Source organism: Burkholderia sp. E168m22 (assembly GCF_001319805.1).
GTDB classification, from domain to species: Bacteria; Pseudomonadota; Gammaproteobacteria; order Burkholderiales; family Burkholderiaceae; genus Burkholderia; species Burkholderia orbicola.
This window is the reverse complement of sequence record NZ_BBSK01000026.1, coordinates 56719-81275: the sequence shown is the minus strand read 5'-3', so window position 1 is coordinate 81275 and position 24557 is coordinate 56719. Positions and strand designations below refer to the sequence as shown.

Here is a 24557-nt window from a genome sequence, read left to right as displayed (position 1 = left end):
CCCCGATACCGCGATGCAAGTCCAATCGATGCATTTCAAGGCGCGCGCCGGCCAGAAGCTGGCCGACCAGCGCCTGCAGCAGAACCTGAAGAAGCTGTCGACGAAGTTCGTGTCCGCGCGCGCCGACGCGATGACGCTGATCGACTTCCCGGCCACGCGCGCCGCGCTCAAGGCGCGCCGCAACCGCGCGCTGGAGCATCTCGACGTGTGGCTCGAGGCATTCGAGCGCGAGGCGACGCGGCGCGGCACGACGGTGCTGTTCGCGGAAACGACCGCGGACGCCGCGCGGCTCGTGGCCGACATTGCACGCCGGCACGACGTGAAGAAGGTCATCAAGACCAAGTCGATGGTGTCCGAGGAAATGCGCCTGAACGCGGTGCTCGCCGAGATGGGCGTGCAATCGATCGAGACGGACCTCGGCGAATACATCCTGCAGATCAACGACAACGAGCCGCCGAGCCACATCATCGCGCCCGTCGTGCACAAGGACAAGGACGAGATCGCCGACCTGTTCGCACGCACGCACCAGCGCGAGCGGCTCACCGAGATTCCGGACATGACGCGCGAGGCGCGCGAGGTGCTGCGCCCGCATTTCAGTGTCGGCCGACATGGGCGTGACGGGCGGCAACTTCGTGATTGCCGAGACGGGCTCGGTCGCGATCGTGACGAACGAAGGGAACGAGGGGATGTGCACGGTGATGCCGCGCGTGCATGTCGCGGTGACCGGCATCGAGAAGGTGTTGCCGACCCTCGAGGATCTCGCGACCGCGATGCGCCTGCTGCCGCGTTCCGCGACCGGGCAGAAGACGTCGAATTATTTCTCGCTGCTGACCGGGCCGCGCGGGCCGGGCGACGAAGACGGCCCCGAGCACAACTACGTGGTGCTCGTCGACGGCGGCCGCACGGGCCTGATCGGCGGCGAATTCCAGGAGATGCTGCGCTGCATCCGCTGCGGCGCCTGCATGAACCATTGCCCGGTGTACCAGAAGGTCGGCGGCCACGCGTACGGCTGGGTCTATCCGGGGCCGATGGGCTCGGTGCTGACGCCGAGCTACGTCGGGCTCGACCGCACGCTCGACCTGCCGCAGGCGGCGACGCTGTGCGGCGAATGCGACAGCGTCTGCCCGGCCGGGATTCCGTTGTCGCACCTGTTGCGCACGCTGCGCGAGAAGCAGGTCGAGCGCCACCTGCGGCCATGGCGCGAGCGCGCGGCGCTCGCCGCGTGGGGTTTCTTCGCCCGGCGGCCGCTGCTGTATGCGCTGACGACCAAGCTCGCGGTGCGCATCCTCGAGCGGCTGGGCGGCGACGGCGGCATGCTGCGGCGCCTGCCGATGATGGGCGGCTGGATGGATACGCGCGACATGCCGACGCCGACCGGGCGCACCTTCCGCGAGCTGTATGCGGCGTCGCAAAGCCATCTCGGCTGACACTGTTCAGCGGGCAGCAACAGTGCGTTCGCTATTTGTATATTTATCTCGATAGATGCGATCTATAGAATCTCGTCTGTAGTCCCCGGAATTGGGTTTCGGGGTACGAGGTCAAGGAGGTCCGCATCATGAAAAAGACAATATCGATGTACTGGCCGCTGGCAATCGTGGTTCCGCTGGCAGCGGTTGCCTATCTGCATGCGATGGCCGGTGCGCCGTCGCGCGGCCCGCTCGCGGTTCACCAGGCGTCCGCCGAACTGGCGCGCGCGGTGTCGTTCGGGCTGGTCGGCGACGCGGCACAGCCGCTGCCGGCGGCGTCCGGCGACATGGTGCTCGCTGCGCCGAAGGCGCTGTAAGGCAGGGCGCCGTCGCTTTGCGCGACGGCGCGATTTCGGCCGCCTTTGTATAATGGCGTGTTCTTCTCCCACGCGGTCCGCCGCGGCTTTTCGATAGTGCGATGACCCGCGTTGCGATCTGTTTCGTCTGTCTCGGCAACATCTGCCGTTCGCCCACCGCGGAAGGCGTGATGCGCCACCAGGTCGACGCGGCCGCGCTGGCCGACCGGATCGCGATCGATTCGGCCGGCACCGGCGACTGGCACGTGGGCGAGCCGCCCGATACGCGGGCGCAGGCGGCGGCCCGCAGCCGCGGCTACGATCTGTCGGCGCTGCGCGCCCGGCAGGTGAGCGCGGCGGATTTCGAACAATTCGACCTGCTGCTCGCGATGGACGAGGCGAATCTCGCCGAACTGCGCCGCCGTTGCCCGCCGCAGCACCGCGAGAAAGTGCGCCTGTTGATGGAATTCGCGCCGGGCGCGACCGAAACCGAAGTGGCCGATCCGTATTTCGGCGGCGCGCAAGGCTTCGAGCAGGTGCTCGACCAGGTCGAGCGCGCATGCGCGGGTCTGCTGGAGACGCTGCGCGCACGCACGGCGCACTGACCGCACGCTATTCAGCGGCCTGCGAATACCCTTTCAAAGACATGGATACTTGACTAAAAACGTCAAATATTTATACTTGACCAAAATCGTCAAGATTGCAGTCCCCTAGACACCATGAGACTCACCACCAAAGGCCGTTTCGCCGTCACGGCGATGATTGACTTGGCACTGCGCCAGGAGCAGGGCCCGGTGACGCTTGCAGGCATCAGCCAGCGCCAGCGGATTTCGCTCTCGTATCTCGAACAGCTGTTCGGCAAGCTGCGCAGGCATGAAATCGTCGAATCCGTGCGCGGCCCGGGCGGCGGCTACAACCTCGCGCGTCGCGCGCAGGACGTCACCGTTGCCGACATCATCATCGCGGTCGATGAACCGCTCGACGCCACGCAGTGCGGCGGCAAAGGCACGTGCGACGGCTCGAAGCAGCCCGACGGCCATTGCATGACGCACGAGCTGTGGTCGACGCTGAACCAGAAGATGGTCGAATACCTCGATTCGGTGTCGCTGCAGGATCTCGTCGATCAGCAGCGCGCACGCGAGGGCGCCCCCGCGGTGCTGCGCGACCGTCGCGCGCCGGAGCCCGTCGCCGCACCGGCCGAGCCCGTGCGCACGATGCCGCTCGGCCCCAATTCGGTGTTCAACATCGCGAGTTCGTGAGCGCGAAAGCGCCCGCCATACCCCATAACGCACATAGTCCCTGCACAGAATACCCGGAGCGACAGATGACCCAAGAGACTCTCCACCTGCCCATCTATATGGATTACAGCGCGACGACGCCCGTCGATCCGCGCGTGGTCGACAAGATGGTGCCGTACTTGCGCGAGCAGTTCGGCAACCCGGCGTCGCGCAGCCACGCTTACGGCTGGGACGCGGAGCGTGCAGTCGAGGAAGCGCGCGAACAGGTGGCCGCACTCGTGAACGCCGACCCGCGCGAGATCATCTGGACGTCCGGCGCCACGGAGTCGGACAACCTCGCGATCAAGGGCGCCGCGAACTTCTACAAGGGCAAGGGCAAGCACATCATCACGGTGAAGACCGAGCACAAGGCCGTGCTCGATACGTGCCGCGAGCTCGAGCGCGACGGTTTCGAAGTCACCTATCTCGACGTGAAGGATGACGGCCTGATCGACCTCGACGTGTTCAAGGCCGCGCTGCGCCCGGACACGATCCTCGTGTCGGTGATGCACGTGAACAACGAGATCGGCGTGATCCAGGACATCGAGACGATCGGCGAAATCTGCCGCGAGAAGGGCATCGTGTTCCACGTCGATGCCGCGCAGTCGACCGGCAAGGTCGCGATCGACCTCGCGAAGCTGAAGGTCGACCTGATGTCGTTCTCGGCACACAAGACCTACGGCCCGAAGGGCATCGGCGCACTGTACGTGCGCCGCAAGCCGCGCGTGCGCATCGAAGCGCAGATGCACGGCGGCGGTCACGAGCGCGGCATGCGTTCGGGCACGCTGCCGACGCACCAGATCGTCGGCATGGGTGAAGCGTTCCGCATCGCGCGCGAGGAAATGGCGACCGAGAACGAGCGCATCCGCATGCTGCGCGACAAGCTGCTGCGCGGCCTGTCGCAGATCGAGGAAACCTACGTGAACGGCGACATGGATCACCGTGTCCCGCACAACCTGAACATCAGCTTCAACTTCGTCGAAGGCGAGTCGCTGATCATGGCGATCAAGGACGTCGCGGTGTCGTCGGGCTCCGCGTGCACGTCGGCGTCGCTGGAGCCGTCGTACGTGCTGCGTGCGCTCGGCCGCAACGACGAGCTCGCGCACAGCTCGATCCGCTTCACGGTCGGCCGTTTCACGACGGAGCAGGAAGTCGACTTCGTGATCAACCTGCTGAACAGCAAGATCGCGAAGCTGCGCGAACTGTCGCCGCTCTGGGAAATGCACCAGGAAGGCATCGATCTGTCGACGATCGAATGGGCCGCACACTGATACCGCATTGAATGCAACCGCGGGCGGATTGACGCACGCAGACGTAACGAGTCAAGGAGTCTGAGTCATGTCTTACAGCAACAAGGTTCTGGATCACTACGAAAACCCGCGCAACGTCGGTTCGTTCGCGAAGGACGACGACACGGTCGGCACGGGCATGGTCGGCGCGCCGGCATGCGGCGACGTGATGAAGCTGCAGATCCGCGTCGGCGCGGACGGCGTGATCGAAGACGCGAAGTTCAAGACCTACGGTTGCGGTTCGGCGATCGCATCGAGCTCGCTCGTCACCGAATGGGTGAAGGGCAAGACGCTCGACGAGGCACTGTCGATCAAGAACACGCAGATCGCCGAAGAACTCGCGCTGCCGCCGGTGAAGATTCACTGCTCGATCCTCGCGGAAGACGCGATCAAGGCAGCCGTGGCCGACTACAAGAAGCGCCACGACACCAAGGAAAGCGATCAGGCAGCAGCCTGAGCGGCATCGAGCGGCTAGGGAAGGAAACGCGGGGCCTCCGAGTGGGGCGCCGCGGCAAGGACATCATGGCAATTACACTGACCGAAAAAGCAGCACAGCACGTTCAGAAATACCTCGTCCGTCGCGGCAAGGGTGTGGGCCTGCGGCTTGGCGTTCGTACGACCGGGTGCTCGGGGCTCGCGTACAAGCTCGAGTATGTCGACGATCTGGCTCCCGAGGATCAGGTGTTCGAGAGCCATGGCGTGAAGGTCGTCGTCGATCCGAAGAGCCTCGCGTATATCGACGGCACCGAGCTCGACTTCGCCCGCGAAGGCCTGAACGAAGGGTTCAAGTTCAACAACCCGAACGTGAAGGACGAGTGCGGGTGCGGGGAATCGTTCCGCGTGTGACGCGGCTCCCTCCGCGCGATGCGGGCAAGAGGCGGCACGGGCCGCCTTTTTAATGTGCGGCGTTTGCCGCACGACGAACCGGAATTGAACGCGACGATGGTTTCGCTGAAAGACAGCCATTTCGATCTGTTTCACCTGCCGGCGCAATTCGCGCTCGACGAGACGGCGCTCGACGCCGCCTACCGGACGGTGCAGACGCAGGTGCATCCCGACCGCTTCGCGGCGGCCGGCGACGCGCAAAAGCGTATCGCGATGCAATGGGCCACTCGCGCGAACGAGGCGTACCGCACGCTGCGCGATCCGTTGAAGCGCGCGTCCTATCTGCTGTCGCTGCGCGGTGTCGACATCGGCGCGGAAAACAACACGGCGATGGAGCCTGCGTTCCTGATGCAGCAGATGGAGTGGCGCGAGGGCATCGAGGATGCCGCGGCCGCCCGCAACGTCGACGCGCTCGATGCGCTGCTCGCCGAGCTGCGCGACGAGAAGCGCGTGCGCGTCGAGCGCCTCGGCACGCTGCTCGACAGCGGCGCCGACCAGGCCGCCGCGGAAGCCGTGCGCCAGCTGATGTTCATCGAACGGGTCGCGTCGGAAGTGGGCGCGCAGATCGAGCGCCTCGAAACTTAACCGCGTGCCTTGCGGCACGCGCAGCAAACGGGCCGAGCGCCCGAACGAACCAAGATGGCTTTACTGCAAATTTCCGAACCGGGCATGGCGCCGGCGCCGCACCAGCGGCGACTCGCCGTCGGGATCGATCTCGGCACGACGAACTCGCTGGTCGCCGCCGTGCGCAACAGCGTGCCCGAAGTCCTGCCGGACGAAGCGGGCCGCGTGCTGCTGCCGTCGGTGGTCCGTTACCTCGAGAAGGGCGGCCGCCGCATCGGCCACGAAGCGAAGGAGCAGGCCGCGACCGATCCGCGCAACACGATCGTGTCGGTCAAGCGCTTCATGGGCCGCGGCAAGGCCGAGGTCGAAGGCGCGGCGAACGCGCCGTACGAATTCGTCGATGCGCCGGGCATGGTGCAGATCCGTACGATCGACGGCGTGAAGAGCCCGGTCGAAGTGTCGGCCGAGATTCTCGCGACGCTGCGTTATCGCGCGGAAGATTCGCTCGGCGACGATCTGGTCGGCGCGGTGATCACGGTGCCCGCTTACTTCGACGATGCGCAGCGCCAGGCGACCAAGGATGCCGCGCGTCTCGCGGGCCTCAACGTGCTGCGCCTGCTGAACGAACCGACCGCCGCGGCGATTGCCTATGGCCTCGACAACGCGGCCGAAGGCCTGTACGCGGTGTACGACCTCGGCGGCGGCACGTTCGACCTGTCGATCCTGAAGCTGACCAAGGGCGTGTTCGAGGTGCTGGCCGCGGGCGGCGATTCCGCGCTCGGCGGCGACGATTTCGACCACGCGCTGTTCGGCCACGTGCTCGCGCAGGCCGGGATCGACGCGAAGACGCTCGCGCCCGAAGATGTGCGCCTGCTGCTCGATCGGGTGCGCGTGCTGAAGGAAGCGCTGTCGTCGGCGCCCGAAGCGGCGCTCGACGTGACGCTGTCGAGCGGCGCACACCTCGTGCAGACGATTTCGCACGATACCTTCGCGTCGCTCGTCGAGCCGCTCGTGCAGCGCACGCTCACGCCGACCCGCAAGGCGCTGCGCGATGCGCAGGTCACGCCGGCCGACATCAAGGGCGTCGTGCTCGTCGGTGGCGCGACGCGCATGCCGGTGATCCGCGACGCGGTCGCCAAGTATTTCGGCCAGCCGCCGCTCGTGAACCTCGACCCGGACCAGGTCGTCGCGCTCGGCGCGGCGATCCAGGCCGATCTGCTCGCGGGCAATCGCGGCACCGGCGACGACTGGCTGCTGCTCGACGTGATTCCGCTATCGCTCGGTGTCGAGACGATGGGCGGCCTCGTCGAGAAGATCATTCCGCGCAATTCGACGATTCCGATCGCGCGTGCGCAGGAATTCACGACCTTCAAGGACGGCCAGACCGCGATGGCGATCCACGTCGTGCAGGGCGAGCGCGAGCTCGTCGCCGACTGCCGGTCACTCGCGCGCTTCGAGCTGCGCGGCATTCCGCCGATGACGGCGGGCGCCGCGCGCATTCGCGTGACGTATCAAGTCGACGCGGACGGCCTGCTGTCGGTGTTCGCACGCGAGCAGTTGTCGGGCGTCGAGGCATCGGTCGTCGTGAAGCCGTCGTACGGCCTCGCCGACGACGACATCGCGAAGATGCTGGAAGACAGCTTCAAGACCGCCGAAATCGACATGCGGGCCCGCGCGCTGCGCGAAGCGCAGGTCGAGGCCGAACGGATGCTCGAGGCGACGCAGGCCGCGCTGGCGGCCGACGGCGAACTGCTCGAGGCCGACGAGCGCGCGCAGGTCGACGCGCTGGCCGCGGCGTTGCGCGCGGTCGCGCAGGGCGACGATACGCAGGCGATCGAAGCGGCGACCAAGGCGCTGGCCGACGGTACCGACGAATTTGCGGCGCGCCGGATGGACAAGAGCATCAAGCGCGCGCTGTCGGGCCGCCGGCTCGACGAGATCTGAACCCACGAACCGCGCATCGGCCGGCAACGGCCCGCGCGATGATGAACGTGCGGCGCGCGGCGCCGCACCCTGACTGACGGAACGAACATGCCTCAACTGGTGGTGCTGCCTCACGTCGAACTGTGCCCGGACGGCGCGGTGATCGACGCGACGCCCGGCAAGAGTATCTGCGACAACCTGCTCGATCACGGGATCGAGATCGAACATGCATGCGAGAAGTCGTGCGCATGCACGACGTGCCACGTGGTGATCCGCGAAGGCTTCAACGATCTGACGCCGTCCGAGGAGGACGAGGACGATCTGCTGGACAAGGCGTGGGGCCTCGAGCCGACGTCGCGTCTGTCGTGCCAGGCGATCGTGAAGGAAGATTCGGACCTGGTGGTCGAGATCCCGAAGTACTCGATCAACCACGCGAAGGAAAATCACTGACAGGAACCGGAGGCAGGCGATGAAATGGACCGATTCGCGTGAAATAGCCATTGCGCTGGCGGACAAGCACCCCGACATCGACCCGCAGCGGATCAACTTCGTCGACCTGCGCCAGTGGGTGCTCGAGCTCGACGGCTTCGACGACGATCCGACGCATTCCGGCGAGAAGATCCTCGAGGCGATCCAGGCACACTGGATCGACGAATCGGATTTCGACGACGAGGACTGATCGACCCCGACCCGAACGGCCACGGCGTGCGCTGCAACGGTGCACGCCGCGTCAATGAAAACGGCTCGTGAGCGCTTGCTCGCGAGCCGTTTTCGTTTTGGGCGACGCCGCGCACGACGTGCAGGCAGCGGGACGCCGGCGACTACACGATCAGTTTCAAGCGCCGACCAGCGTGCCGTTCTCGATCCGCACGCGCTGACCCTGGCCGAACGGCGGCGGGTTGTGGTACGTGAACGTGCGCGTCGCGCCGCTTTCCATCTGCACTTGCACCTGATAGTCGGTTTCCGCGCGGACCTGCTTCTCGACCTGGTTGCCGGCGAGACCGCCGCCCAGCGCGCCGATGATCGTCATCGCGGTGCGGCCGTTGCCGTTACCGAACTGGTTGCCGAGCAGGCCACCGGCCGCTGCGCCGCCCACGGCGCCGATCCCCGAGCTCTGGCCCGGCGTGCGCGTCTGCGTGATCGCGACGACCGTACCGCAGCTCTGGCAGTAGGCCTGCGCCGGCGCCGACGGCTGCTGCGCGTATTGCGGCGGCTGCGGCGCGGTCGTGTGACGGCGGTGCGGCGCGGCCGGGCGCGGCGCGGGCTTCGGCTCGGCCTGCGCGACGGCGGCCTTCTGCTGCGCGGCGGCCTGTTCCGCGGCTTGCCGCTGCGCTTGCGCGGCCAGCGCGGCGCTGGCGGCCGCGGCCGTATCGACGGCCGGTTGCGACGCGATCAGCGCGGCCTGGGTCTGGCCATTCTGTTCATTGCTGCTGGTGGCTTTCGGGAAGACGCCCGTGATCGCTGCCGTCGCCGCGAGGCTGGCGACGATAACGGCGCCCGCTGCGGTGGCGATCAGCGGGTGGAGGCGTTGCTTTTGCGGCGTGGTCTGAGTCTGATTGTCCATTTTTTTCTCCAAGGTCGATCCGCATCGGCGCGCTGCGCCGGAGCAGGATCCCACGCTCGGGAGCGAGCAGACTCGGCGTTCCGGCGCCTCGTTCTGGTCCCGTGGTCATGCGTGGTGACGCAACAGGAGTGTCGTCCACGGCCCAGCGGCGCGCCGTATCAAGGTGTAACGAATTGCAGCGCGGGATCAGCGCTTGCTACCGGGAAAACCCGGAGAAGGGCGTCGCGACAAGGGAATAAAACAGGGGAGGATCGAAGGCCGGCAGACGCCGGCTGGCGGGATTTACGCGTCGTTACAAAGCCGACGCGTGCGCGCCACGGGGCGCGGCGCACACGCGGTCGCGGGCGTCAGTCTTCGCGGCGCAGATGCGGGAACAGCAGCACGTCGCGGATCGTCGGGCTGTCGGTCAGCAGCATCACGAGACGGTCGATGCCGATCCCGCAGCCGCCGGTCGGAGGCATCCCGTATTCGAGCGCGCGGATGTAGTCGGCGTCGAAGAACATCGCTTCCTCGTCGCCCGCGTCCTTCTGCTCGACCTGCTTCTTGAAGCGCGCGGCCTGGTCTTCCGGATCGTTCAGCTCCGAGAAGCCGTTCGCGATCTCGCGGCCGGTCATGAACAGCTCGAAACGCTCGGTGATGCCCGGCACCGTATCCGACGCGCGTGCGAGCGGCGACACCTCGACCGGGTAGTCGATGATGAACGTCGGTTCCCACAGCTGCGCTTCGGCCGTTTCCTCGAACAGCGCGAGCTGCAGCGCGCCGATGCCGGCGTTCAGGAACGCCGGCTGCGACACGTCGACGCCGAAGCGCTTCAGTTCGGTGCGCAGGAACGCGTCGTCCGACAGCTGGCCGTCGGTGTAGTCCGGTGCGTACTTCTGGATCGCCTGCGTGATCGTCAGGCGATGGAACGGCTTCGCGAGGTCGAGTTCACGGCCTTGATACTGGATCGTCGCGGTGCCGAGCGCATCGATCGCCGCCTGGCGGATCAGTTGCTCGGTGAAGTCCATCAGCCAGCGGTAGTCGGTGTACGCGGCGTAGAACTCCATCATCGTGAATTCCGGATTGTGACGCGGCGACACGCCTTCATTCCGGAAATTGCGGTTGATCTCGAACACGCGCTCGAAGCCGCCGACGATCAGGCGCTTCAGGTACAGTTCCGGCGCGATGCGCAGGAACATCTGCATGTCGAGCGCATTGTGATGCGTGACGAACGGCTTCGCGGCCGCGCCGCCCGGGATCGGGTGCAGCATCGGCGTCTCGACTTCCATGAAGTCGGCGTTGTCCATGAACTTGCGGATCGACGCGATCGTCTTCGTGCGGGCGCGGAACGTGTCGCGCGTTTCCGGCGTGACGATCAGGTCGACGTAGCGCTGGCGATAGCGCATTTCCTGGTCGGACAGCCCGTGGAACTTGTCCGGCAGCGGACGCAGCGCCTTCGACAGCAGGCGCAGCTCCTTGCACTGGACCGACAGCTCGCCCTTGTTGGTGCGGAACAGCACGCCGCGCGCGGCGACGATGTCGCCGAGGTCCCACTTCTTGAACGCGTCGTAGGTGTCGGCGCCGACGTCGTTCGGCGTCACGAAGAACTGGATCTGGCCCGAGCCGTCCTGCACCGTCGCGAAGCTCGCCTTGCCCATCACGCGCTTGAGCATCATGCGGCCGGCCACCGACACCTCGACCGGGTTCGCTTCGAGCGCGGCCTTGTCCGAATCGGCGAATTTGGCCTGCAGGTCGGCTGCGTGGTGCTCGGGGCGGAAATCGTTCGGGTAGGCGACGCCTTGCTCGCGCAACGCGCGCAGCTTCTCGCGGCGCTCGGCGATGATCTGGTTTTCGTCCGCCGTGACGGCGGGCTGCGTTTGGGTCGGTTCGGTCATGATGGTCGGAATTCGGAGTGGGGTGCGGCAACGCAAACGGAAAGGGCGGCGCGGGCCGGCCGCGCCGCGGCGCTTACACGCCCTGTTTGAGGCTCGCGCTGATGAAGTCGTCGAGGTCGCCGTCGAGCACCGCCCGCGTGTTGCTCATTTCGACGTTCGTGCGCAGGTCCTTCACGCGACTCTGGTCGAGCACGTACGAGCGGATCTGGTGGCCCCAGCCCACATCGGTCTTGCTCGATTCGAGCTTGTCCTGCTCGGCCTGGCGCTTGCGCATTTCGACTTCGTACAGGCGCGACTTCAGCATCGCCATCGCTTCGGCGCGGTTGCGGTGCTGCGAGCGGTCGTTCTGGCACTGCACGACGATGCCCGTCGGCATGTGCGTGATCCGCACCGCGGAGTCGGTCTTGTTGATGTGCTGGCCGCCCGCGCCCGACGCGCGGTACGTGTCGATGCGCAGGTCGGCCGGGTTGATCTCGACTTCGATCGAATCGTCGATTTCCGGATAGACGAACACCGACGAGAACGACGTGTGGCGGCCGCCCGACGAGTCGAACGGCGACTTGCGCACGAGGCGGTGGATGCCCGTTTCGGTGCGCAGGAAGCCGTACGCGTATTCGCCCGTGACCTTGACCGTCGCGTTCTTGATGCCGGCGACGTCGCCGTCGGACTCTTCGAGCACTTCGGCCTTGAAGCCCTTGCGCTCGCAGTAGCGCAGGTACTGGCGCAGCAGCATCGACGCCCAGTCGCATGCCTCGGTGCCGCCGGCGCCGGCCTGGATGTCGATGAAGCAGTTGTTCGGATCGGCCGGGTTCGAGAACATCCGGCGGAATTCGATGTCGCCGACGCGCGCTTCGAGCTTCGCGGCGTCGTCTTCCGATGCGAGAAGGGTGTCTTCGTCGCCTTCCTCGCGGGCCAGCTCGAACAGGTCGAGCGCGTCGCGCAGGTCGCTATCGAGCGCGGTGAGCGTCGTGACGACGCCTTCGAGCAGCTTCTTCTCGCGACCGAGTGCCTGGGCGTTCTTCGAATCGTTCCAGACGTTCGGGTCTTCGAGTTCCTTGTTGACTTCGGTCAGACGCGCGGCTTTGGCGTCGTAGTCAAAGATACCCCCGAAGCTCGCCCGCGCGATTGCGCAGGTCGAGCAGGGAGCTTTCGATCGCGTTGAGACGTTCCGCTTCCATGATCGTTCGCTGTTCCGGCTTCGTAAAAAAGCGGAATTATAGCTGATCGGCAAACTTGCTCGGTGACGCAAACGGTGCCCGTACGCGTGTCGGCGGCCCCGTCCGGCGCGGCGTGCACGCGTGCGGCGGCGCGTCGCGGCGCGGTCGGCCTGCTCAGCCGGCCGCGTGTTCGACGATCAACTGGACGCGCGTGACGCCGTTCCACGTATCGGCGACGAGCCGGTACGCGACCAGCGCGCTCGCCGGCAGCGGCTCGGTGTGGTTGAACCAGATCGCGTTGAAGCGCTGGCGGCCACGCGCAAGCTGCAGCTTCAGGTGCTTTTCCTTCACGAGCGACTGCGACACGACGTCGAATTCGCCCGAGAAAAGCGGGGCCGGAAAGCCTTGCCCCCACACGGCTTCGTCGAGCAGGCCGACGAACTGCGGCGTGAAGTACGCGTCCTCGAGTTCGCCGTCGGTCTCGATCACGCGGGCCAGCGCGTCATCGGACAGCCATTCGCGCGCGACGGCCTCGAACGCGGCCGCGAAGCGCGGCACGTTGTCGGTGTCGAGCGTAAGGCCGGCCGCCATCGCGTGGCCGCCGAACGCGACGATCAGGTCCGGTTCGCGCTTCGACACGAGGTCGAGCGCGTCGCGCAGGTGGAAGCCGGCGATCGATCGGCCGGAACCCTTGACCCGCTTGCCTTCGTCGTCGGCGTGCGCGAACGTGAACGACGGACGGTGGAATTTCTCCTTGAGCCTGCCGGCGACGATGCCGATCACGCCCTGGTGCCACGCGGGATTGAACAGCGTGATCGTGCACGCGTCGGCCGGATCGACGTCGGCGAGATCGGCGAGCGCCTGCTGCTGCATGCCGGCCTCGATTTCGCGGCGCTCGCGGTTCATCACGTCGAGCTGTTGCGCGAGATCCCATGCACGGCCGATGTCGTCGGTGATCAGGCATTCGATGCCGAGCGACATGTCGGACAGCCGCCCGGCGGCGTTCAGGCGCGGGCCGAGGCCGAAGCCGAGGTCGAAGCCCGACGCGGTGCGCGCTTCGCGCGCGGCGGCGCGGAACAGCGCGGCGATGCCCGGCTGCATGCGGCCGTTGCGGATGCGCTGCAGCCCCTGCGCGACCAGCACGCGGTTGTTGCCGTCGAGCCGCACGACGTCGGCGACGGTGCCGAGCGCGACGAGGTCGAGCAGGCCGTCGAGGCGCGGCTCGGCTTCCTTGCTCGCGAACGCGCCGCGGCGGCGCAGCTCGGCGCGCAGCGCGAGCAGCACGTAGAACATCACGCCGACGCCGGCGAGGTGCTTGCTCGGGAATGCGCAGCCGGGCTGGTTCGGGTTGACGATCGCGCGCGCGGCGGGCAGCGCGTCGCCGGGCAGGTGGTGGTCGGTCACGAGCACGTCGATGCCGCGCGCGTTCGCGGCTTCGACGCCGGCGACGCTCGCGATCCCGTTGTCGACGGTGATCAGCAGGTCGGGCTTGCGCGCGGCCGCGAGCTCGACGATCTCGGGCGTGAGGCCGTAGCCGTATTCGAAGCGGTTCGGCACCAGGTAGTCGATCTGCGCGCCGAACATCCGCAGGCCGCGCACCGCGACCGCGCAGGCCGTCGCGCCGTCGCAGTCGTAATCGGCGACGACCAGCAGGCGCCGCTTGTCGGCGATCGCGTCGGCGAGCAGCGCCGCCGCATCGGCGCAGCCTTTCAGTTCGGTGGGCGGCACCAGGCGCGCGAGCGCGGTCTCGATGTCGACGGGCGACTGCACGCCGCGCGACGCGTACAGGCGCGCGAGGACGGGGTGCAGACCGTGGCGCGCAAGCGCTTCGGCGTCGGCGGGCGCGACGGGGCGGGTAACGATCCGGGTCATTCGGGGTCTGCTGGTTATTCGAACAGGGAGGCAAGCGCGCGGCGGCGCCAGAACTTGCGCAGATCGCCGCGCGTCGCGTGCAGCGTCACGGAACTCGTGTCGCCGCACAGCGTGACATCCACGCTCGCCAGCTCGCCGTTCTGCAGCGCGGCGAGCGCGGGCGCGAACCAGTCGCGCTCGAGCGCGGCGAGGCCATCGTGCCAGCGGGCCCAGTCCTGCTCGATGAACGGAGTGGTCAGCGCCGGCAGGTCGACGAGCGTCGCGCCGTCGGCGGCAGGCAGCGCGCGGAATGTCGCAGGCGGGCTGCCGGCTTCGATTTGCGCGGCGCGCGCGAGGCCGAGCGCGGCGGGCGACGCCGACAGCACGCGCGCGAACGGCTTGCCGACCGGCTTCAGCGTGCCCTGCGCGTGGAACCAGACCGAATTGACGGCGGGCAGCCCCCGGGCCTCGCGGGCTTCGTTGACCGGGTGCTGGAACCACGCCATCTGCACTTCGTTCTGCAGTTTCATCCACATCCGCGAGCGCTCTCCCGTATGCGCCTCGTGCGGCAGCCAGATCTCGATGTTGCGGCCGCTGGCGCGCAGCGGCGCGGCGCCGGCGAGGCGCGCGAGCTGGTCGCTCGACAGATACCAGCGCGCCGGGTTCGGCGCTTCGAGCCGTACGCCCAGTTCCTCGATCAGCGGTCGTGCGACCGCGAGCAGCGCGGCCGCGTCGCCGTCGTCGAGCGCGAGGGCGGCCGGATCGACGAGCACCAGGTGATCGTGCGCGATTTCGACGTGCACGGGCTCGACGCACGCCCACGCGTGCGTGCCGGGGTCGCCGCCGTCGGCCAGCAGCATGTAGGGCGCGAGCGGTGCCTCGTCCGCGGCATTGCCCTGCGTGGCGCCGAACCGGCTGGCCAGCCAGCGCTCGTGCGGCAGCGTGCGCTGGAAGTCCTCGCCGGCCACGCGCTCGACGAGGCTCGCGCGGGCGAGCAACTTCTGGAGCGCGGGGCTGTCCAGCGTGTGGAGGGACGAGGCCGCATCGGCCGCCGACGGCAGCGCGAACGGAACGAGAAAATGGAGGCGTCGGTCGTGCATGATGGTGCGCATTGTATGGCAAACTGCGCGCGTGATCGGGCCGGCTGACGGCCCGTTCGCGTCCGGCGGCCGTTTTTCGACCGTGCCCGGGCTGCCGGCCACCACCCGGCGGCGGTTCGGCCGCGGCGCGCCTCCCGCCGTAACCAGCAGAAAGGATTCGCTTGAAACTTCCGTACGAATGGCAGATCGGCTGGCGCTACACGCGCGCCGGCAAACGCACGACCGGCAACGGCTTCATTTCCTTCATCGCGCTCGTGTCGATGCTCGGGATCGCGCTCGGCGTCGCGGCGCTGATCGTCGTGCTGTCGGTGATGAACGGCTTCCAGAAGGAAGTGCGCGACCGCATGCTGTCGGTGCTCGCGCACGTCGAGGTGTTCTCGCCGACGGGGTCGATGCCCGACTGGCAACTGACCGCGCAGGAAGCGCGCCGCAATCCGTCGGTGATCGGCGCCGCGCCGTACGTCGACGCGCAGGCGCTGCTCACGCGCCAGGACGCCGTGAGCGGCGTGATGCTGCGCGGCGTCGAGCCGTCGCTCGAGCCGCAGGTGTCCGACATCGGCAAGGACATGAAGGCCGGCCAGCTCGGCGCGCTCGTGCCGGGCCAGTTCGGCATCGTGCTCGGCGACGCGCTCGCCGGCAACCTCGGCGTGACGGTCGGCGACAAGGTCACGCTCGTCGCGCCCGAAGGCTCGATCACGCCGGCCGGGATGATGCCGCGCCTGAAGCAGTTCACGGTGGTCGGCGTGTTCGAATCGGGCCACTACGAATACGACAGCACGCTCGCGATGATCAACATCCGCGACGCCGAGGCGCTGTTCCGGATGAGCGCGCCGACCGGCGTGCGGCTACGGCTCACCGACATGCAGAAGGCGCCGCAGGTCGCGGTCGAGCTGTCGCACACGCTGTCGGGCAGCCTGTACATTCGCGACTGGACCCAGCAGAACAAGACGTGGTTCTCGGCCGTGCAGATCGAGAAGCGGATGATGTTCATCATCCTCACGCTGATCATCGCGGTGGCCGCGTTCAACCTCGTGTCGTCGCTCGTGATGACGGTGACCAACAAGCAGGCGGACATCGCGATCCTGCGCACGCTCGGCGCGCAGCCGGGATCGATCATGAAGATCTTCGTCGTGCAGGGCGTGACGATCGGCTTCGTCGGCACCGCGTCCGGCGTCGCGCTCGGCTGCCTGATCGCGTGGAGCATCCCGTGGCTGATCCCGATGATCGAGCACCTGTTCGGCGTGCAGTTCCTGCCGCCGTCGGTGTATTTCATCAGCGAGCTGCCGTCCGAACTCGTCGCGAGCGACGTGATCCGGATCGGGCTGATCGCGTTCGCGCTGTCGGCCGTCGCGACGCTCTATCCGAGCTGGCGCGGCGCGAAGGTGAAGCCGGCGGAGGCGCTGCGCTATGAATGACCGCGCGGCCGCATTCGCGGATTCACGACAACAACACAACAGACAGGATTCGGCAGGTATGCAGGAATACGTGCTTCAGGCGCGCGGGATCACGAAGGCGTTCGTGCAGGGCGGCTTCAACGTGCAGGTGCTCAACAACACCGAGCTGACGGTGCGGCGCGGCGAGAAGCTCGCGGTCGTCGGCGCGTCGGGCTCCGGCAAGAGCACGCTGCTGCACGTGCTGGGCGGGCTCGACGAGCCGAGCGCCGGCGAAGTGTCGCTGCTCGGCAAGCCGTTTACGCAACTCGCCGAACGCGAGCGCAACGAGCTGCGCAACCGCGCGCTCGGCTTCGTCTACCAGTTCCACCACCTGCTGCCCGAGTTCACGGCGCTCGACAACGTCGCGATGCCGCTGCGCATCCGCCGGATGACCACCGAGGACGCGCGCGAGCAGGCACAGGCGATGCTCGAACGCGTCGGTCTCGGCCCGCGGGCGAAGCACCGGCCGGGCGAGCTGTCGGGCGGCGAGCGGCAGCGCGTCGCGATCGCGCGTGCGCTGGTCACGAAGCCCGCGTGCGTGCTCGCCGACGAGCCGACCGGCAACCTCGACGGCACGACGGCCGACACGGTGTTCAACCTGATGCTCGAACTGTCCGAGACGCTCGAAACGAGTTTCGTGATCGTCACGCACGACCCCGATCTCGCCGCGCGTTGCGACCGCATCATGCGGCTGCGCGACGGGGTGCTGCACGAGGAGCCGGCGCTGCCGGTGTAAAAAAGCCACGCCGTTGGCCGGCCGCCGGTTCGTCGCGGCACGGCGCAACGACGCAGGACCGCTGCCATGTGGATCGACACGCACTGCCATCTCGATGCCGCCGAGTTCGACGCCGACCGCGACGCGGTCGCGCAGGCTGCGCACGCGGCCGGCGTGTCGCGCATCGTGATCCCGAGCATCGGGCGCGACAACTTCACGACGGTGCGCGAACTCGCGCAGCGCACGCCGGGCGCGGCGTACGCGCTCGGTATCCATCCGATGTATACGCCGCAGGCGCGCGACGAGGATCTCGACCGGCTGCGCATGGAGATCGAGGCCAGCCTCGACGATCCGCGATTCGTCGCGATCGGCGAGATCGGGCTCGACTATTTCGTGCCGGGGCTCGACGAAGACCGGCAGCAATTCTTCTACCAGGGCCAGCTCCGGCTGGCGCGGGAATTCGACCTGCCGGTGCTGTGCCACGTGCGCAAGTCGCAGGACCGCGTGCTGGCCGGGCTGCGCCGTTTCGGCGTGCGGCGCGGCATCGCGCATGCGTTTAACGGCAGTTTCCAGCAGGCCGAAGCGTATCTGGCGCAGGGCCTCCATCTCGGCTTCGGCGGCAACGTGACCTTCGCGCGCGCGCGGCAGATCCGCCGGCTCGCCACCGAGTTGCCGCTCGACGCGCTCGTCGTCGAAACCGACGCGCCCGACATCGCGCCCGAATGGGCATACAAATCCCGCAATACGCCCGACCAGGTGCCGCGCATCGGCGCCGTGCTCGCCGAATTGCGCGGGCTCGATACTGGCGAACTGGCCGTATGCACTTCGGCTAACGCGCTCGCCGCGCTGCCGCGACTCGCACTTTCGTCCGCATAATCGTTGCCGGAAGGCGCCGTATTGGCAGGGTGGCGCCGGGTCGACGAGGAGGCGGAATGCGCGTGGGGTGGATCGCGTTCGCGCTCGGCGTCGTCGTGCTGCAGCGGCAGGCGGCGTTGCCGGGGGCGGTCGCATGGACGGTCGGAGCAGCCGTGCTCGCGGGCTGTGCGGCGCTCGGTGTGGGGTGCGTGCGCTGGCCGCGCACGCGTGCGGTCGTTGCATGCGGATGGATGCTGTGGGCGCTCGCGGCCAGCGTCGCGGGGTTCGGCTATGCGGCCGCGCGAGCCGAATGGCGCTTGAGCGACAGCCTGCCGGCGGAATGGGAAGGGCGCGACATCGTCGTCACGGGCGTGATTCGTGGGTTGCCCGTCGTCGACGAGACAGGCGCGCGGCTGCTGTTCGCGGTCGAATCGAACGATGCGGGGCTCACCCGTTTTCCACCATTGATCCGGCTGTCGTGGCGTGCGTATGGTGCATCCGCGACACGCGATGCGCTTCCCGATTTGCGGGCGGCCCAGCGCTGGCGTTTCGTCGTGCGTCTCAAGCGTCCGCATGCCGAGGCCAATCCCGGCGTGCGCGACAGCGAGGCGGCGTGGCTCGCCGCGGGCATTCGTGCGATCGGCTATGTCAGTGCGCCGCGCCGGGCGGTATTGCTCGATGCGCGCGCATCCGGATGGCGTGCATCGATCGATCGGGTGCGCGACACGCTGCGCGCACGCATCGGTGACGTGCTCGGTGCCGATGCAGCGCACCGCGGCATCGTCGCCGCGCTGGCGATCGGCGACCAGTCGGGCATCGGCGACGACGACTGGCGCGTCCTGCGCAATACGGGCACGAGCCACCTGGTCGCGATTTCCGGTCTCCATGTCGGGCTGGTCGGCGCGATCGCCGGCTGGCTCGTGTCGATGGTCTGGCGCCGCGTGCGCTGGCGCGCGCGGGCCGCGACGCTCGTGGTGCCGGCGCCGTACGCGGCCGCGCTTGCGGCGCTGGTTGCTGCCGCAGGCTACGCCGCGCTCGCCGGTTTCAACGTGCCGGCGCAGCGCGCGTGGTGGATGATCGCGGGCGGCGGCATCGCGTATCTGGCCGGCCGCAGCGTGCCGACGTCCGCGGTGCTGTGCGCGGCGCTCGGCGGCGTGCTGCTCGCCGATCCGTGGGCCGTGCTGTCGGCCGGATTCTGGCTGTCGTTCGGCGCGGTCGCCGTGATCCTGCTGGCCGTCGCCGGCTGGCGCCCGGTGCGCGAGGTCGACGATATCGATGAAGCGGGTGCGGAAGGCGGCACGACCGGCCTGCGGAGCCGGTTGCGCGGGTGGGCGACGCGCGGCCGGCGCCGCCTCGCCGAGGCGACGCGCGTGCAGTACGCGGTGACGATCGGGCTCGCGCCGCTCACCGCCGCGTGGTTCGCGCAGGTTTCCCTGTCGGGCCCGTTCGGCAATGCGTTCGCGATTCCGTGGGTCAGCTCGGTCGTGACGCCGGTCGTGCTGGCCGGCATCGCGTTGCCGCCGCCGCTCGATGCGGCGGCCTTCCGGCTTGCGCATGCGGCGCTCGAACCGATGATGACGCTGCTCGGGTATCTGGCCGACTGGCCGGCCGGCGTGTTCTGGCTGCGCATGCCCGACTGGCCGGTGCTGGCGCTCGCATGCGTGGGCGTCGCGTGGGCGCTGATGCCGCGCGGCTGGCCGTTGCGCTGGGCGGCGCCGCTCACGTGGCTGCCGCTGGTCGCGCCGGCGCCCGATGCGCCGCCGCCCGGCGGCTTCCGGCTGACCGTGCTCGACGTGGGGCAGGGCGCGGCGGTGCTGGTTGAAACCGCGCGGCGGACCTTGCTGTTCGATGCGGGGCCGGGGGCGGAGTCGTCCCATGCCGGTACGCGGATCGTCGCGCCGGCGTTGCGGGCGCGCGGCATCGCGACGATCGATTCGCTCGTGCTCAGTCATGCGGATGCCGATCACGCAGGCGGCGCACCGGCCGTTTATGCGGCCGCCGCCGTGCGCCAGCTGCTGGCCGGCATTGCGCCGAAGAGCCGGCTGTGGCGCGACGCGGCAGCCGCGGGCGTGGCCGACCGGCTGCCGTGCGCGGCCGGGCAGCGCTGGACCTGGGACGGCGTCGCCTTCACGATGCTGTGGCCGCCGGGCGGGATGGGCACCGGGTCGTCGAACGGGCAGTCGTGCGTGTTGCGCATCGATGCGGATGGCACGTCCGCGCTGCTGACGGGCGACATCGATGCGCGCGGCGAACGGCGGCTCGTGAATGACGCGCGCGACGCACTGGCCGCGCAGATCCTGATCGTTCCGCACCACGGCAGCCGCACGTCGTCGGTCGAGCCTTTCCTCGATTCGGTCGGGCCGCGCGTCGCGGTATTTCCTGTAGGCTATCGCAATCGTTTCGGGCATCCGCACCGGACCGTGCTGGCCCGCTACGAGGCGCGCGGGATTCCGCTGCCGCGCACCGATCGCGACGGCGCCGTGCGATTCGACGTCGCGCCGGCCGGCGGCGGGTTCGCCTTCGCGCGTTATCGCGACGAACGGCACCGGTACTGGATGGACCGGTGATCGCGGGAAGGCCGGCGTATCGGGACGGAAAGCCCGGGGCCGGCGTGCCGTGCCGAGGCACGGTTCCGACAGAATACGAAACATGGGACTGGCGTGAGAGCCAAAGCGCCAACGCCGGTCGACCGCGAAGCATGGGGCGGGAGTAAGTGCTGAAGCACTCACTCCCACCGACAAAGGAGACATCGGCGTTTGAAGGACATCCTCCACTTCTCGCATGCGAACGGCTTCCCGGCGTCGACGTACCGGACGATCTTCGCCGAGCTGGCCGACGACTACGAGCTGCGCTACATCGAACGGATCGGCCACGACCGCCGCTACCCGGTGACGCGCGACTGGCCGCATCTCGTCGAGCAACTGCTCGACGACATCGGCAGCCGCTACGAGCGTCCGGTCTGGCTCGTCGGCCATTCGCTCGGCGGCTACCTGTCGCTGATGGCCGCGCTGAAGAAGCCGCAGTGGGTGCGCGGCGTCGTGATGATCGATTCGCCGATCATCGCGGGCTGGCGTGCCGGCGCGCTGCGCGCGAGCCAGTGGGCGGGGCTCGACGAGCGGCTGTCGCCGGCCGCGGCGACGCGCAACCGGCGCACCCGCTGGATGAGCCGCGACGAAGTGTGGCGGCACTTCCGCGAGAAGCCCGCGTTCGCGCGCTGGGACGAACGGATGCTGGCCGACTATATCGACTACGGGATTCCACAGGCCGGCGCCGACGGCGAGCGCGCGCTCGCATTCGACCGTCAGGTCGAATACCTGATCTACCGGACGCTGCCGCACACGCTCGGCCCGCGGCTCGCGCACGGCGCGCCGGTGCCGCTCGGCTTTCTCGCCGGCACGCGCTCGCGCGAGGTGCGGCAAGTCGGGCTCGATGCGACACGCCGCGCGACGCGGGGGCGCATCGAATGGCTCGAGGGCAGCCACCTGTTCCCGATGGAGCGGCCGATCGAGACCGCCCGCGCATTGCAGCGGATGCTGAATTCGCTGAAGGCGGAAGAGGGTGGCGTTTGGCAGGCCGGCGCGCCGCTCGCGAAGCGCGCCTGACGTTTCGCCGGGCGGCTGGAACGCCCGCCGGCGCATGCGTGCGGCGCCGACCGGCCGGCCGGTTCGTACCGGCGCGCACGGCCGGCGCGGGTCGGCACGGGTCGGCCCGAACGGGGCGCGATCATCACGCCAATTGCTGAGAGAAGGGCGGGCTTTACGGTATAATCCGTTTTTCCCGCGAGCATCCAGCGATGACCAAATATGTTTTCGTCACCGGCGGCGTAGTTTCTTCCCTTGGCAAGGGCATTGCCGCCGCTTCCCTCGCCGCGATCCTCGAATCGCGCGGTCTGAAAGTCACCCTCCTCAAGCTTGATCCCTACATCAACGTCGACCCCGGCACGATGAGCCCGTTTCAACACGGCGAAGTGTTCGTGACGGAAGACGGAGCGGAGACCGACCTCGACCTCGGCCACTACGAGCGCTTCATCAGCACGAAGATGCGCAAGGCCAACAACTTCACGACCGGCCAGATCTACGAATCGGTGATCCGCAAGGAACGCCGCGGCGACTATCTCGGCAAGACCGTGCAGGTCATTCCGCACATCACGAACGAAATCCAGGCGTTCATCGAGCGCGGGGCGGCATCGGCCACCTGCGGCGAGCCGGACGTCGCGATCGTCGAGATCGGCGGCACGGTCGGCGACATCGAGTCGCTGCCGTTCCTCGAGGCTGCACGCCAGATGAGCCTGCGCCTCGGCCGCAACAGCGCGTGCTTCGTGCACCTCACGCTCGTGCCGTACGTCGCGACGGCCGGCGAGCTGAAGACGAAGCCGACCCAGCACAGCGTGCAGAAGCTGCGCGAGATCGGCATCCTGCCGCACGTGCTGCTGTGCCGTGCGGATCGCCGCATCCCCGACGACGAATCGAAGAAGATCTCGATGTTCTCGAACGTGCCGGAAGACGCCGTGATCTCGGTGTGGGACGCCGACAGCATCTACAAGATTCCGCAGATGCTGCACGACCAGGGCCTCGACCGGATCATCTGCGAAGAGCTGAAGCTGTCGCCGAAGGACGCCGACCTGAGCATGTGGTCGGCGCTCGTCGAGAAGCTCGAGAACCCGAAGCAGGAAGTGACGATCGGCATGGTCGGCAAGTACGTCGACCTGACCGAGTCGTACAAGTCGCTGATCGAGGCGCTGCGCCATGCGTCGATCCACACGTCGACCAAGGTCAACATCGAGTACATCGACTCGGAAGAGCTCGAGACCAACGGCGTCGACAGCCTGAAGCATCTCGACGCCGTGCTGGTGCCGGGCGGTTTCGGCCGTCGCGGCACGGAAGGCAAGATCGCCGCGGTTCGCTACGCGCGCGAGTCGAAGGTGCCGTACCTCGGCATCTGCCTCGGCATGCAGCTCGCGGTGATCGAATTCGCGCGCGACGTCGTCGGCCTGAAGCAGGCGAACAGCACGGAATTCGATCCGGACACGCCGGAGCGTGTGGTCGCGCTGATCACCGAATGGTACGACCGCGAAGGCAAGGTCGAGACGCGCACCGAGGAATCCGACCTCGGCGGCACGATGCGCCTGGGTTCGCAACGCTGCCCGATCAAGCCGGGCACGATGGCGGAAGAAATCTACGGCAAGGACGTGAACGAGCGCCATCGCCACCGTTATGAAGTCAATAACCGCTTCGTGCCCCAGCTCGAAGCCGGCGGCCTTATCATCAGCGCCCGTACCCCGAGCGAGGATCTGCCGGAAATGATGGAGCTGCCGCGTTCGATGCACCCGTGGTTCGTCGGCGTCCAGTTCCACCCGGAATTCACGTCCACGCCGCGTGACGGTCATCCTCTGTTCAAGTCGTTCGTCGAAGCGGCGCTTGCCAACAAGCAAGCGCGCGGAGTGCAAGCATGAAGCTGTGCGATTTCGAGGTCGGTCTCGACCAGCCTTTCTTCCTGATCGCGGGTACCTGCGTCGTCGAATCGGAGCAAATGACGATCGACACGGCGGGCCGCCTGAAGGAGATCTGCGAGAAGCTGAACGTTCCGTTCATCTACAAGTCGTCCTACGACAAGGCGAACCGCAGCTCGGGCAAGTCGTTTCGCGGCCTCGGAATGGACGAGGGGCTGCGGATTCTCGGCGAGGTGAAGCGCCAGCTCGGCCTGCCGGTGCTGACCGACGTGCATTCGATCGACGAGATCGAGCAGGTCGCGTCGGTCGTCGACGTGCTGCAGACGCCGGCGTTCCTGTGCCGCCAGACCGACTTCATCCATGCGTGCGCGCGCTCGGGCAAGCCCGTCAACATCAAGAAGGGCCAGTTCCTCGCGCCGCACGACATGAAGAACGTGATCGACAAGGCGCGCGACGCGGCGCGTGACGCGGGGTTGTCGGAAGACCGCTTCATGGCGTGCGAGCGCGGCGTCTCGTTCGGCTACAACAACCTCGTGTCGGACATGCGTTCGCTCGCGATCATGCGCGAGACGAACGCGCCGGTCGTGTTCGATGCGACCCACTCGGTGCAGTTGCCGGGCGGGCAGGGCACGAGTTCGGGCGGCCAGCGCGAATTCGTGCCGGTGCTCGCCCGTGCGGCGGTCGCGACGGGCGTCGCGGGCCTGTTCATGGAAACGCATCCGAATCCGGCCGAGGCGAAGTCGGACGGCCCGAACGCAGTGCCGCTGAACCGGATGGGTGCGTTGCTGGAGACCCTCGTCACGCTCGACCAGGCGGTGAAGCGCAATCCGTTCCTGGAAAACGATTTCAATTAAAGATC

General features: G+C 67.8%; 22 protein-coding genes and 1 pseudogene. 18 read left to right on the top strand and 5 right to left on the bottom strand.

What is annotated here, in order from left to right; genetic code table 11:
• The first annotated feature begins 13 nt into the window (after window positions 1-13).
• The 11 genes and pseudogenes from AP428_RS08260 (at window position 14) to iscX (ending at window position 8379) form a co-directional block, all read left to right on the top strand.
• A pseudogene (locus AP428_RS08260) lies at window positions 14-1427 on the top strand (lactate utilization protein B).
• Between the two features lie 128 nt (window positions 1428-1555).
• Window positions 1556-1783, top strand: coding sequence for a hypothetical protein (locus tag AP428_RS08255; protein ID WP_006478387.1), 228 nt, complete (start codon window positions 1556-1558; stop codon window positions 1781-1783).
• Between the two features lie 101 nt (window positions 1784-1884).
• Window positions 1885-2367: a low molecular weight protein-tyrosine-phosphatase gene (locus AP428_RS08250; RefSeq protein ID WP_011549458.1), complete on the top strand. Its 483-nt coding sequence runs from the start codon at window positions 1885-1887 to the stop codon at window positions 2365-2367.
• A gap of 114 nt (window positions 2368-2481) precedes the next feature.
• Window positions 2482-3021: a Fe-S cluster assembly transcriptional regulator IscR gene (iscR, locus tag AP428_RS08245; protein WP_006401955.1), complete on the top strand. Its 540-nt coding sequence runs from the start codon at window positions 2482-2484 to the stop codon at window positions 3019-3021.
• Between the two features lie 65 nt (window positions 3022-3086).
• Window positions 3087-4310 carry an IscS subfamily cysteine desulfurase gene (locus AP428_RS08240; protein WP_011549460.1) on the top strand — a complete coding sequence of 408 codons (1224 nt, stop codon included), beginning with the start codon at window positions 3087-3089 and terminating at the stop codon, window positions 4308-4310.
• 67 nt (window positions 4311-4377) lie between these two features.
• Entirely contained in the window at window positions 4378-4785 is a 408-nt protein-coding gene (iscU, locus tag AP428_RS08235; protein ID WP_006478389.1) for a Fe-S cluster assembly scaffold IscU, read from the top strand.
• Window positions 4786-4850: 65 nt separating this feature from the next.
• On the top strand, window positions 4851-5174 hold the full coding sequence (iscA, locus tag AP428_RS08230) for an iron-sulfur cluster assembly protein IscA (RefSeq protein ID WP_011549461.1): 324 nt from the start codon (window positions 4851-4853) through the stop codon (window positions 5172-5174).
• Between the two features lie 96 nt (window positions 5175-5270).
• The gene (gene hscB / locus AP428_RS08225; RefSeq protein WP_006491598.1) at window positions 5271-5798 is read left to right on the top strand and encodes a Fe-S protein assembly co-chaperone HscB; all 528 of its coding nucleotides are present in this window, start codon (window positions 5271-5273) and stop codon (window positions 5796-5798) included.
• A gap of 54 nt (window positions 5799-5852) precedes the next feature.
• Window positions 5853-7721 carry a Fe-S protein assembly chaperone HscA gene (gene hscA / locus AP428_RS08220; RefSeq protein WP_054927961.1) on the top strand — a complete coding sequence of 623 codons (1869 nt, stop codon included), beginning with the start codon at window positions 5853-5855 and terminating at the stop codon, window positions 7719-7721.
• Window positions 7722-7808: 87 nt separating this feature from the next.
• Window positions 7809-8150: an ISC system 2Fe-2S type ferredoxin gene (gene fdx / locus AP428_RS08215; RefSeq protein ID WP_006478392.1), complete on the top strand. Its 342-nt coding sequence runs from the start codon at window positions 7809-7811 to the stop codon at window positions 8148-8150.
• 19 nt (window positions 8151-8169) lie between these two features.
• Window positions 8170-8379 carry a Fe-S cluster assembly protein IscX gene (iscX, locus tag AP428_RS08210; RefSeq protein WP_006478393.1) on the top strand — a complete coding sequence of 70 codons (210 nt, stop codon included), beginning with the start codon at window positions 8170-8172 and terminating at the stop codon, window positions 8377-8379.
• Between the two features lie 156 nt (window positions 8380-8535).
• Here the strand turns inward: iscX and AP428_RS08205 are convergent, their stop codons facing one another.
• From AP428_RS08205 to AP428_RS08185, 5 genes are all read right to left on the bottom strand, one after another.
• Window positions 8536-9264 (bottom strand): glycine zipper 2TM domain-containing protein, encoded by a 729-nt coding sequence (locus AP428_RS08205; RefSeq protein WP_027813471.1) that lies wholly within the window; start codon window positions 9262-9264, stop codon window positions 8536-8538.
• A 347-nt stretch (window positions 9265-9611) separates the two neighbouring features.
• Complete coding sequence (gene lysS, locus AP428_RS08200; protein WP_006478395.1) at window positions 9612-11138, bottom strand: lysine--tRNA ligase; 1527 nt, start codon at window positions 11136-11138, stop codon at window positions 9612-9614.
• Between the two features lie 73 nt (window positions 11139-11211).
• Window positions 11212-12316 (bottom strand): peptide chain release factor 2 gene (prfB, locus tag AP428_RS34840; RefSeq protein ID WP_102961735.1). Its coding sequence is split into 2 segments (ribosomal slippage): window positions 11212-12234 and window positions 12236-12316, totalling 1104 coding nucleotides; the frame shifts between segments, so codons are not numbered across the junction.
• A gap of 153 nt (window positions 12317-12469) precedes the next feature.
• Entirely contained in the window at window positions 12470-14167 is a 1698-nt protein-coding gene (gene recJ / locus AP428_RS08190; RefSeq protein WP_054927960.1) for a single-stranded-DNA-specific exonuclease RecJ, read from the bottom strand.
• A gap of 14 nt (window positions 14168-14181) precedes the next feature.
• On the bottom strand, window positions 14182-15246 hold the full coding sequence (locus tag AP428_RS08185; protein ID WP_156349308.1) for a regulator: 1065 nt from the start codon (window positions 15244-15246) through the stop codon (window positions 14182-14184).
• 161 nt (window positions 15247-15407) lie between these two features.
• Between AP428_RS08185 and AP428_RS08180 the strand changes: the two genes are divergently transcribed.
• The 7 genes from AP428_RS08180 (at window position 15408) to kdsA (ending at window position 24552) form a co-directional block, all read left to right on the top strand.
• Window positions 15408-16661: a lipoprotein-releasing ABC transporter permease subunit gene (locus AP428_RS08180; protein ID WP_006483000.1), complete on the top strand. Its 1254-nt coding sequence runs from the start codon at window positions 15408-15410 to the stop codon at window positions 16659-16661.
• 58 nt (window positions 16662-16719) lie between these two features.
• A complete protein-coding gene (lolD, locus tag AP428_RS08175; RefSeq protein ID WP_034174517.1) occupies window positions 16720-17415 on the top strand; it encodes a lipoprotein-releasing ABC transporter ATP-binding protein LolD in 696 nt (231 codons plus the stop codon).
• A gap of 66 nt (window positions 17416-17481) precedes the next feature.
• On the top strand, window positions 17482-18270 hold the full coding sequence (locus AP428_RS08170; RefSeq protein WP_012328815.1) for a TatD family hydrolase: 789 nt from the start codon (window positions 17482-17484) through the stop codon (window positions 18268-18270).
• A 56-nt stretch (window positions 18271-18326) separates the two neighbouring features.
• Window positions 18327-20816: a DNA internalization-related competence protein ComEC/Rec2 gene (locus AP428_RS08165; RefSeq protein WP_054927958.1), complete on the top strand. Its 2490-nt coding sequence runs from the start codon at window positions 18327-18329 to the stop codon at window positions 20814-20816.
• A gap of 189 nt (window positions 20817-21005) precedes the next feature.
• The gene (locus AP428_RS08160; protein WP_012328813.1) at window positions 21006-21851 is read left to right on the top strand and encodes an alpha/beta fold hydrolase; all 846 of its coding nucleotides are present in this window, start codon (window positions 21006-21008) and stop codon (window positions 21849-21851) included.
• 191 nt (window positions 21852-22042) lie between these two features.
• A complete protein-coding gene (locus AP428_RS08155; protein WP_006478404.1) occupies window positions 22043-23701 on the top strand; it encodes a CTP synthase in 1659 nt (552 codons plus the stop codon).
• Window positions 23698-24552 carry a 3-deoxy-8-phosphooctulonate synthase gene (gene kdsA, locus AP428_RS08150; protein ID WP_011549472.1) on the top strand — a complete coding sequence of 285 codons (855 nt, stop codon included), beginning with the start codon at window positions 23698-23700 and terminating at the stop codon, window positions 24550-24552. The genes AP428_RS08155 and kdsA overlap by 4 nt, the downstream gene beginning before the upstream one ends.
• Window positions 24553-24557: the final 5 nt, after the last annotated feature.

Bases quoted from the DNA above. Each gene is read 5' to 3' on its own strand.
- recJ (WP_054927960.1), bottom strand. From the start codon at position 14,167: ATGACCCGGATCGTTACCCGCCCCGTCGCGCCCGCCGACGCCGAAGCG.
- fdx (WP_006478392.1), top strand. From the start codon at position 7,809: ATGCCTCAACTGGTGGTGCTGCCTCACGTCGAACTGTGCCCGGACGGC.
- iscU (WP_006478389.1), top strand. From the start codon at position 4,378: ATGTCTTACAGCAACAAGGTTCTGGATCACTACGAAAACCCGCGCAAC.
- AP428_RS08155 (WP_006478404.1), top strand. From the start codon at position 22,043: ATGACCAAATATGTTTTCGTCACCGGCGGCGTAGTTTCTTCCCTTGGC.
- lolD (WP_034174517.1), top strand. From the start codon at position 16,720: ATGCAGGAATACGTGCTTCAGGCGCGCGGGATCACGAAGGCGTTCGTG.
- AP428_RS08165 (WP_054927958.1), top strand. From the start codon at position 18,327: ATGCGCGTGGGGTGGATCGCGTTCGCGCTCGGCGTCGTCGTGCTGCAG.
- AP428_RS08205 (WP_027813471.1), bottom strand. From the start codon at position 9,264: ATGGACAATCAGACTCAGACCACGCCGCAAAAGCAACGCCTCCACCCG.
- AP428_RS08185 (WP_156349308.1), bottom strand. From the start codon at position 15,246: ATGCACGACCGACGCCTCCATTTTCTCGTTCCGTTCGCGCTGCCGTCG.
- AP428_RS08170 (WP_012328815.1), top strand. From the start codon at position 17,482: ATGTGGATCGACACGCACTGCCATCTCGATGCCGCCGAGTTCGACGCC.
- iscR (WP_006401955.1), top strand. From the start codon at position 2,482: ATGAGACTCACCACCAAAGGCCGTTTCGCCGTCACGGCGATGATTGAC.
- AP428_RS08240 (WP_011549460.1), top strand. From the start codon at position 3,087: ATGACCCAAGAGACTCTCCACCTGCCCATCTATATGGATTACAGCGCG.
- AP428_RS08255 (WP_006478387.1), top strand. From the start codon at position 1,556: ATGAAAAAGACAATATCGATGTACTGGCCGCTGGCAATCGTGGTTCCG.
- kdsA (WP_011549472.1), top strand. From the start codon at position 23,698: ATGAAGCTGTGCGATTTCGAGGTCGGTCTCGACCAGCCTTTCTTCCTG.
- AP428_RS08250 (WP_011549458.1), top strand. From the start codon at position 1,885: ATGACCCGCGTTGCGATCTGTTTCGTCTGTCTCGGCAACATCTGCCGT.
- hscB (WP_006491598.1), top strand. From the start codon at position 5,271: ATGGTTTCGCTGAAAGACAGCCATTTCGATCTGTTTCACCTGCCGGCG.
- iscA (WP_011549461.1), top strand. From the start codon at position 4,851: ATGGCAATTACACTGACCGAAAAAGCAGCACAGCACGTTCAGAAATAC.
- lysS (WP_006478395.1), bottom strand. From the start codon at position 11,138: ATGACCGAACCGACCCAAACGCAGCCCGCCGTCACGGCGGACGAAAAC.
- iscX (WP_006478393.1), top strand. From the start codon at position 8,170: ATGAAATGGACCGATTCGCGTGAAATAGCCATTGCGCTGGCGGACAAG.
- hscA (WP_054927961.1), top strand. From the start codon at position 5,853: ATGGCTTTACTGCAAATTTCCGAACCGGGCATGGCGCCGGCGCCGCAC.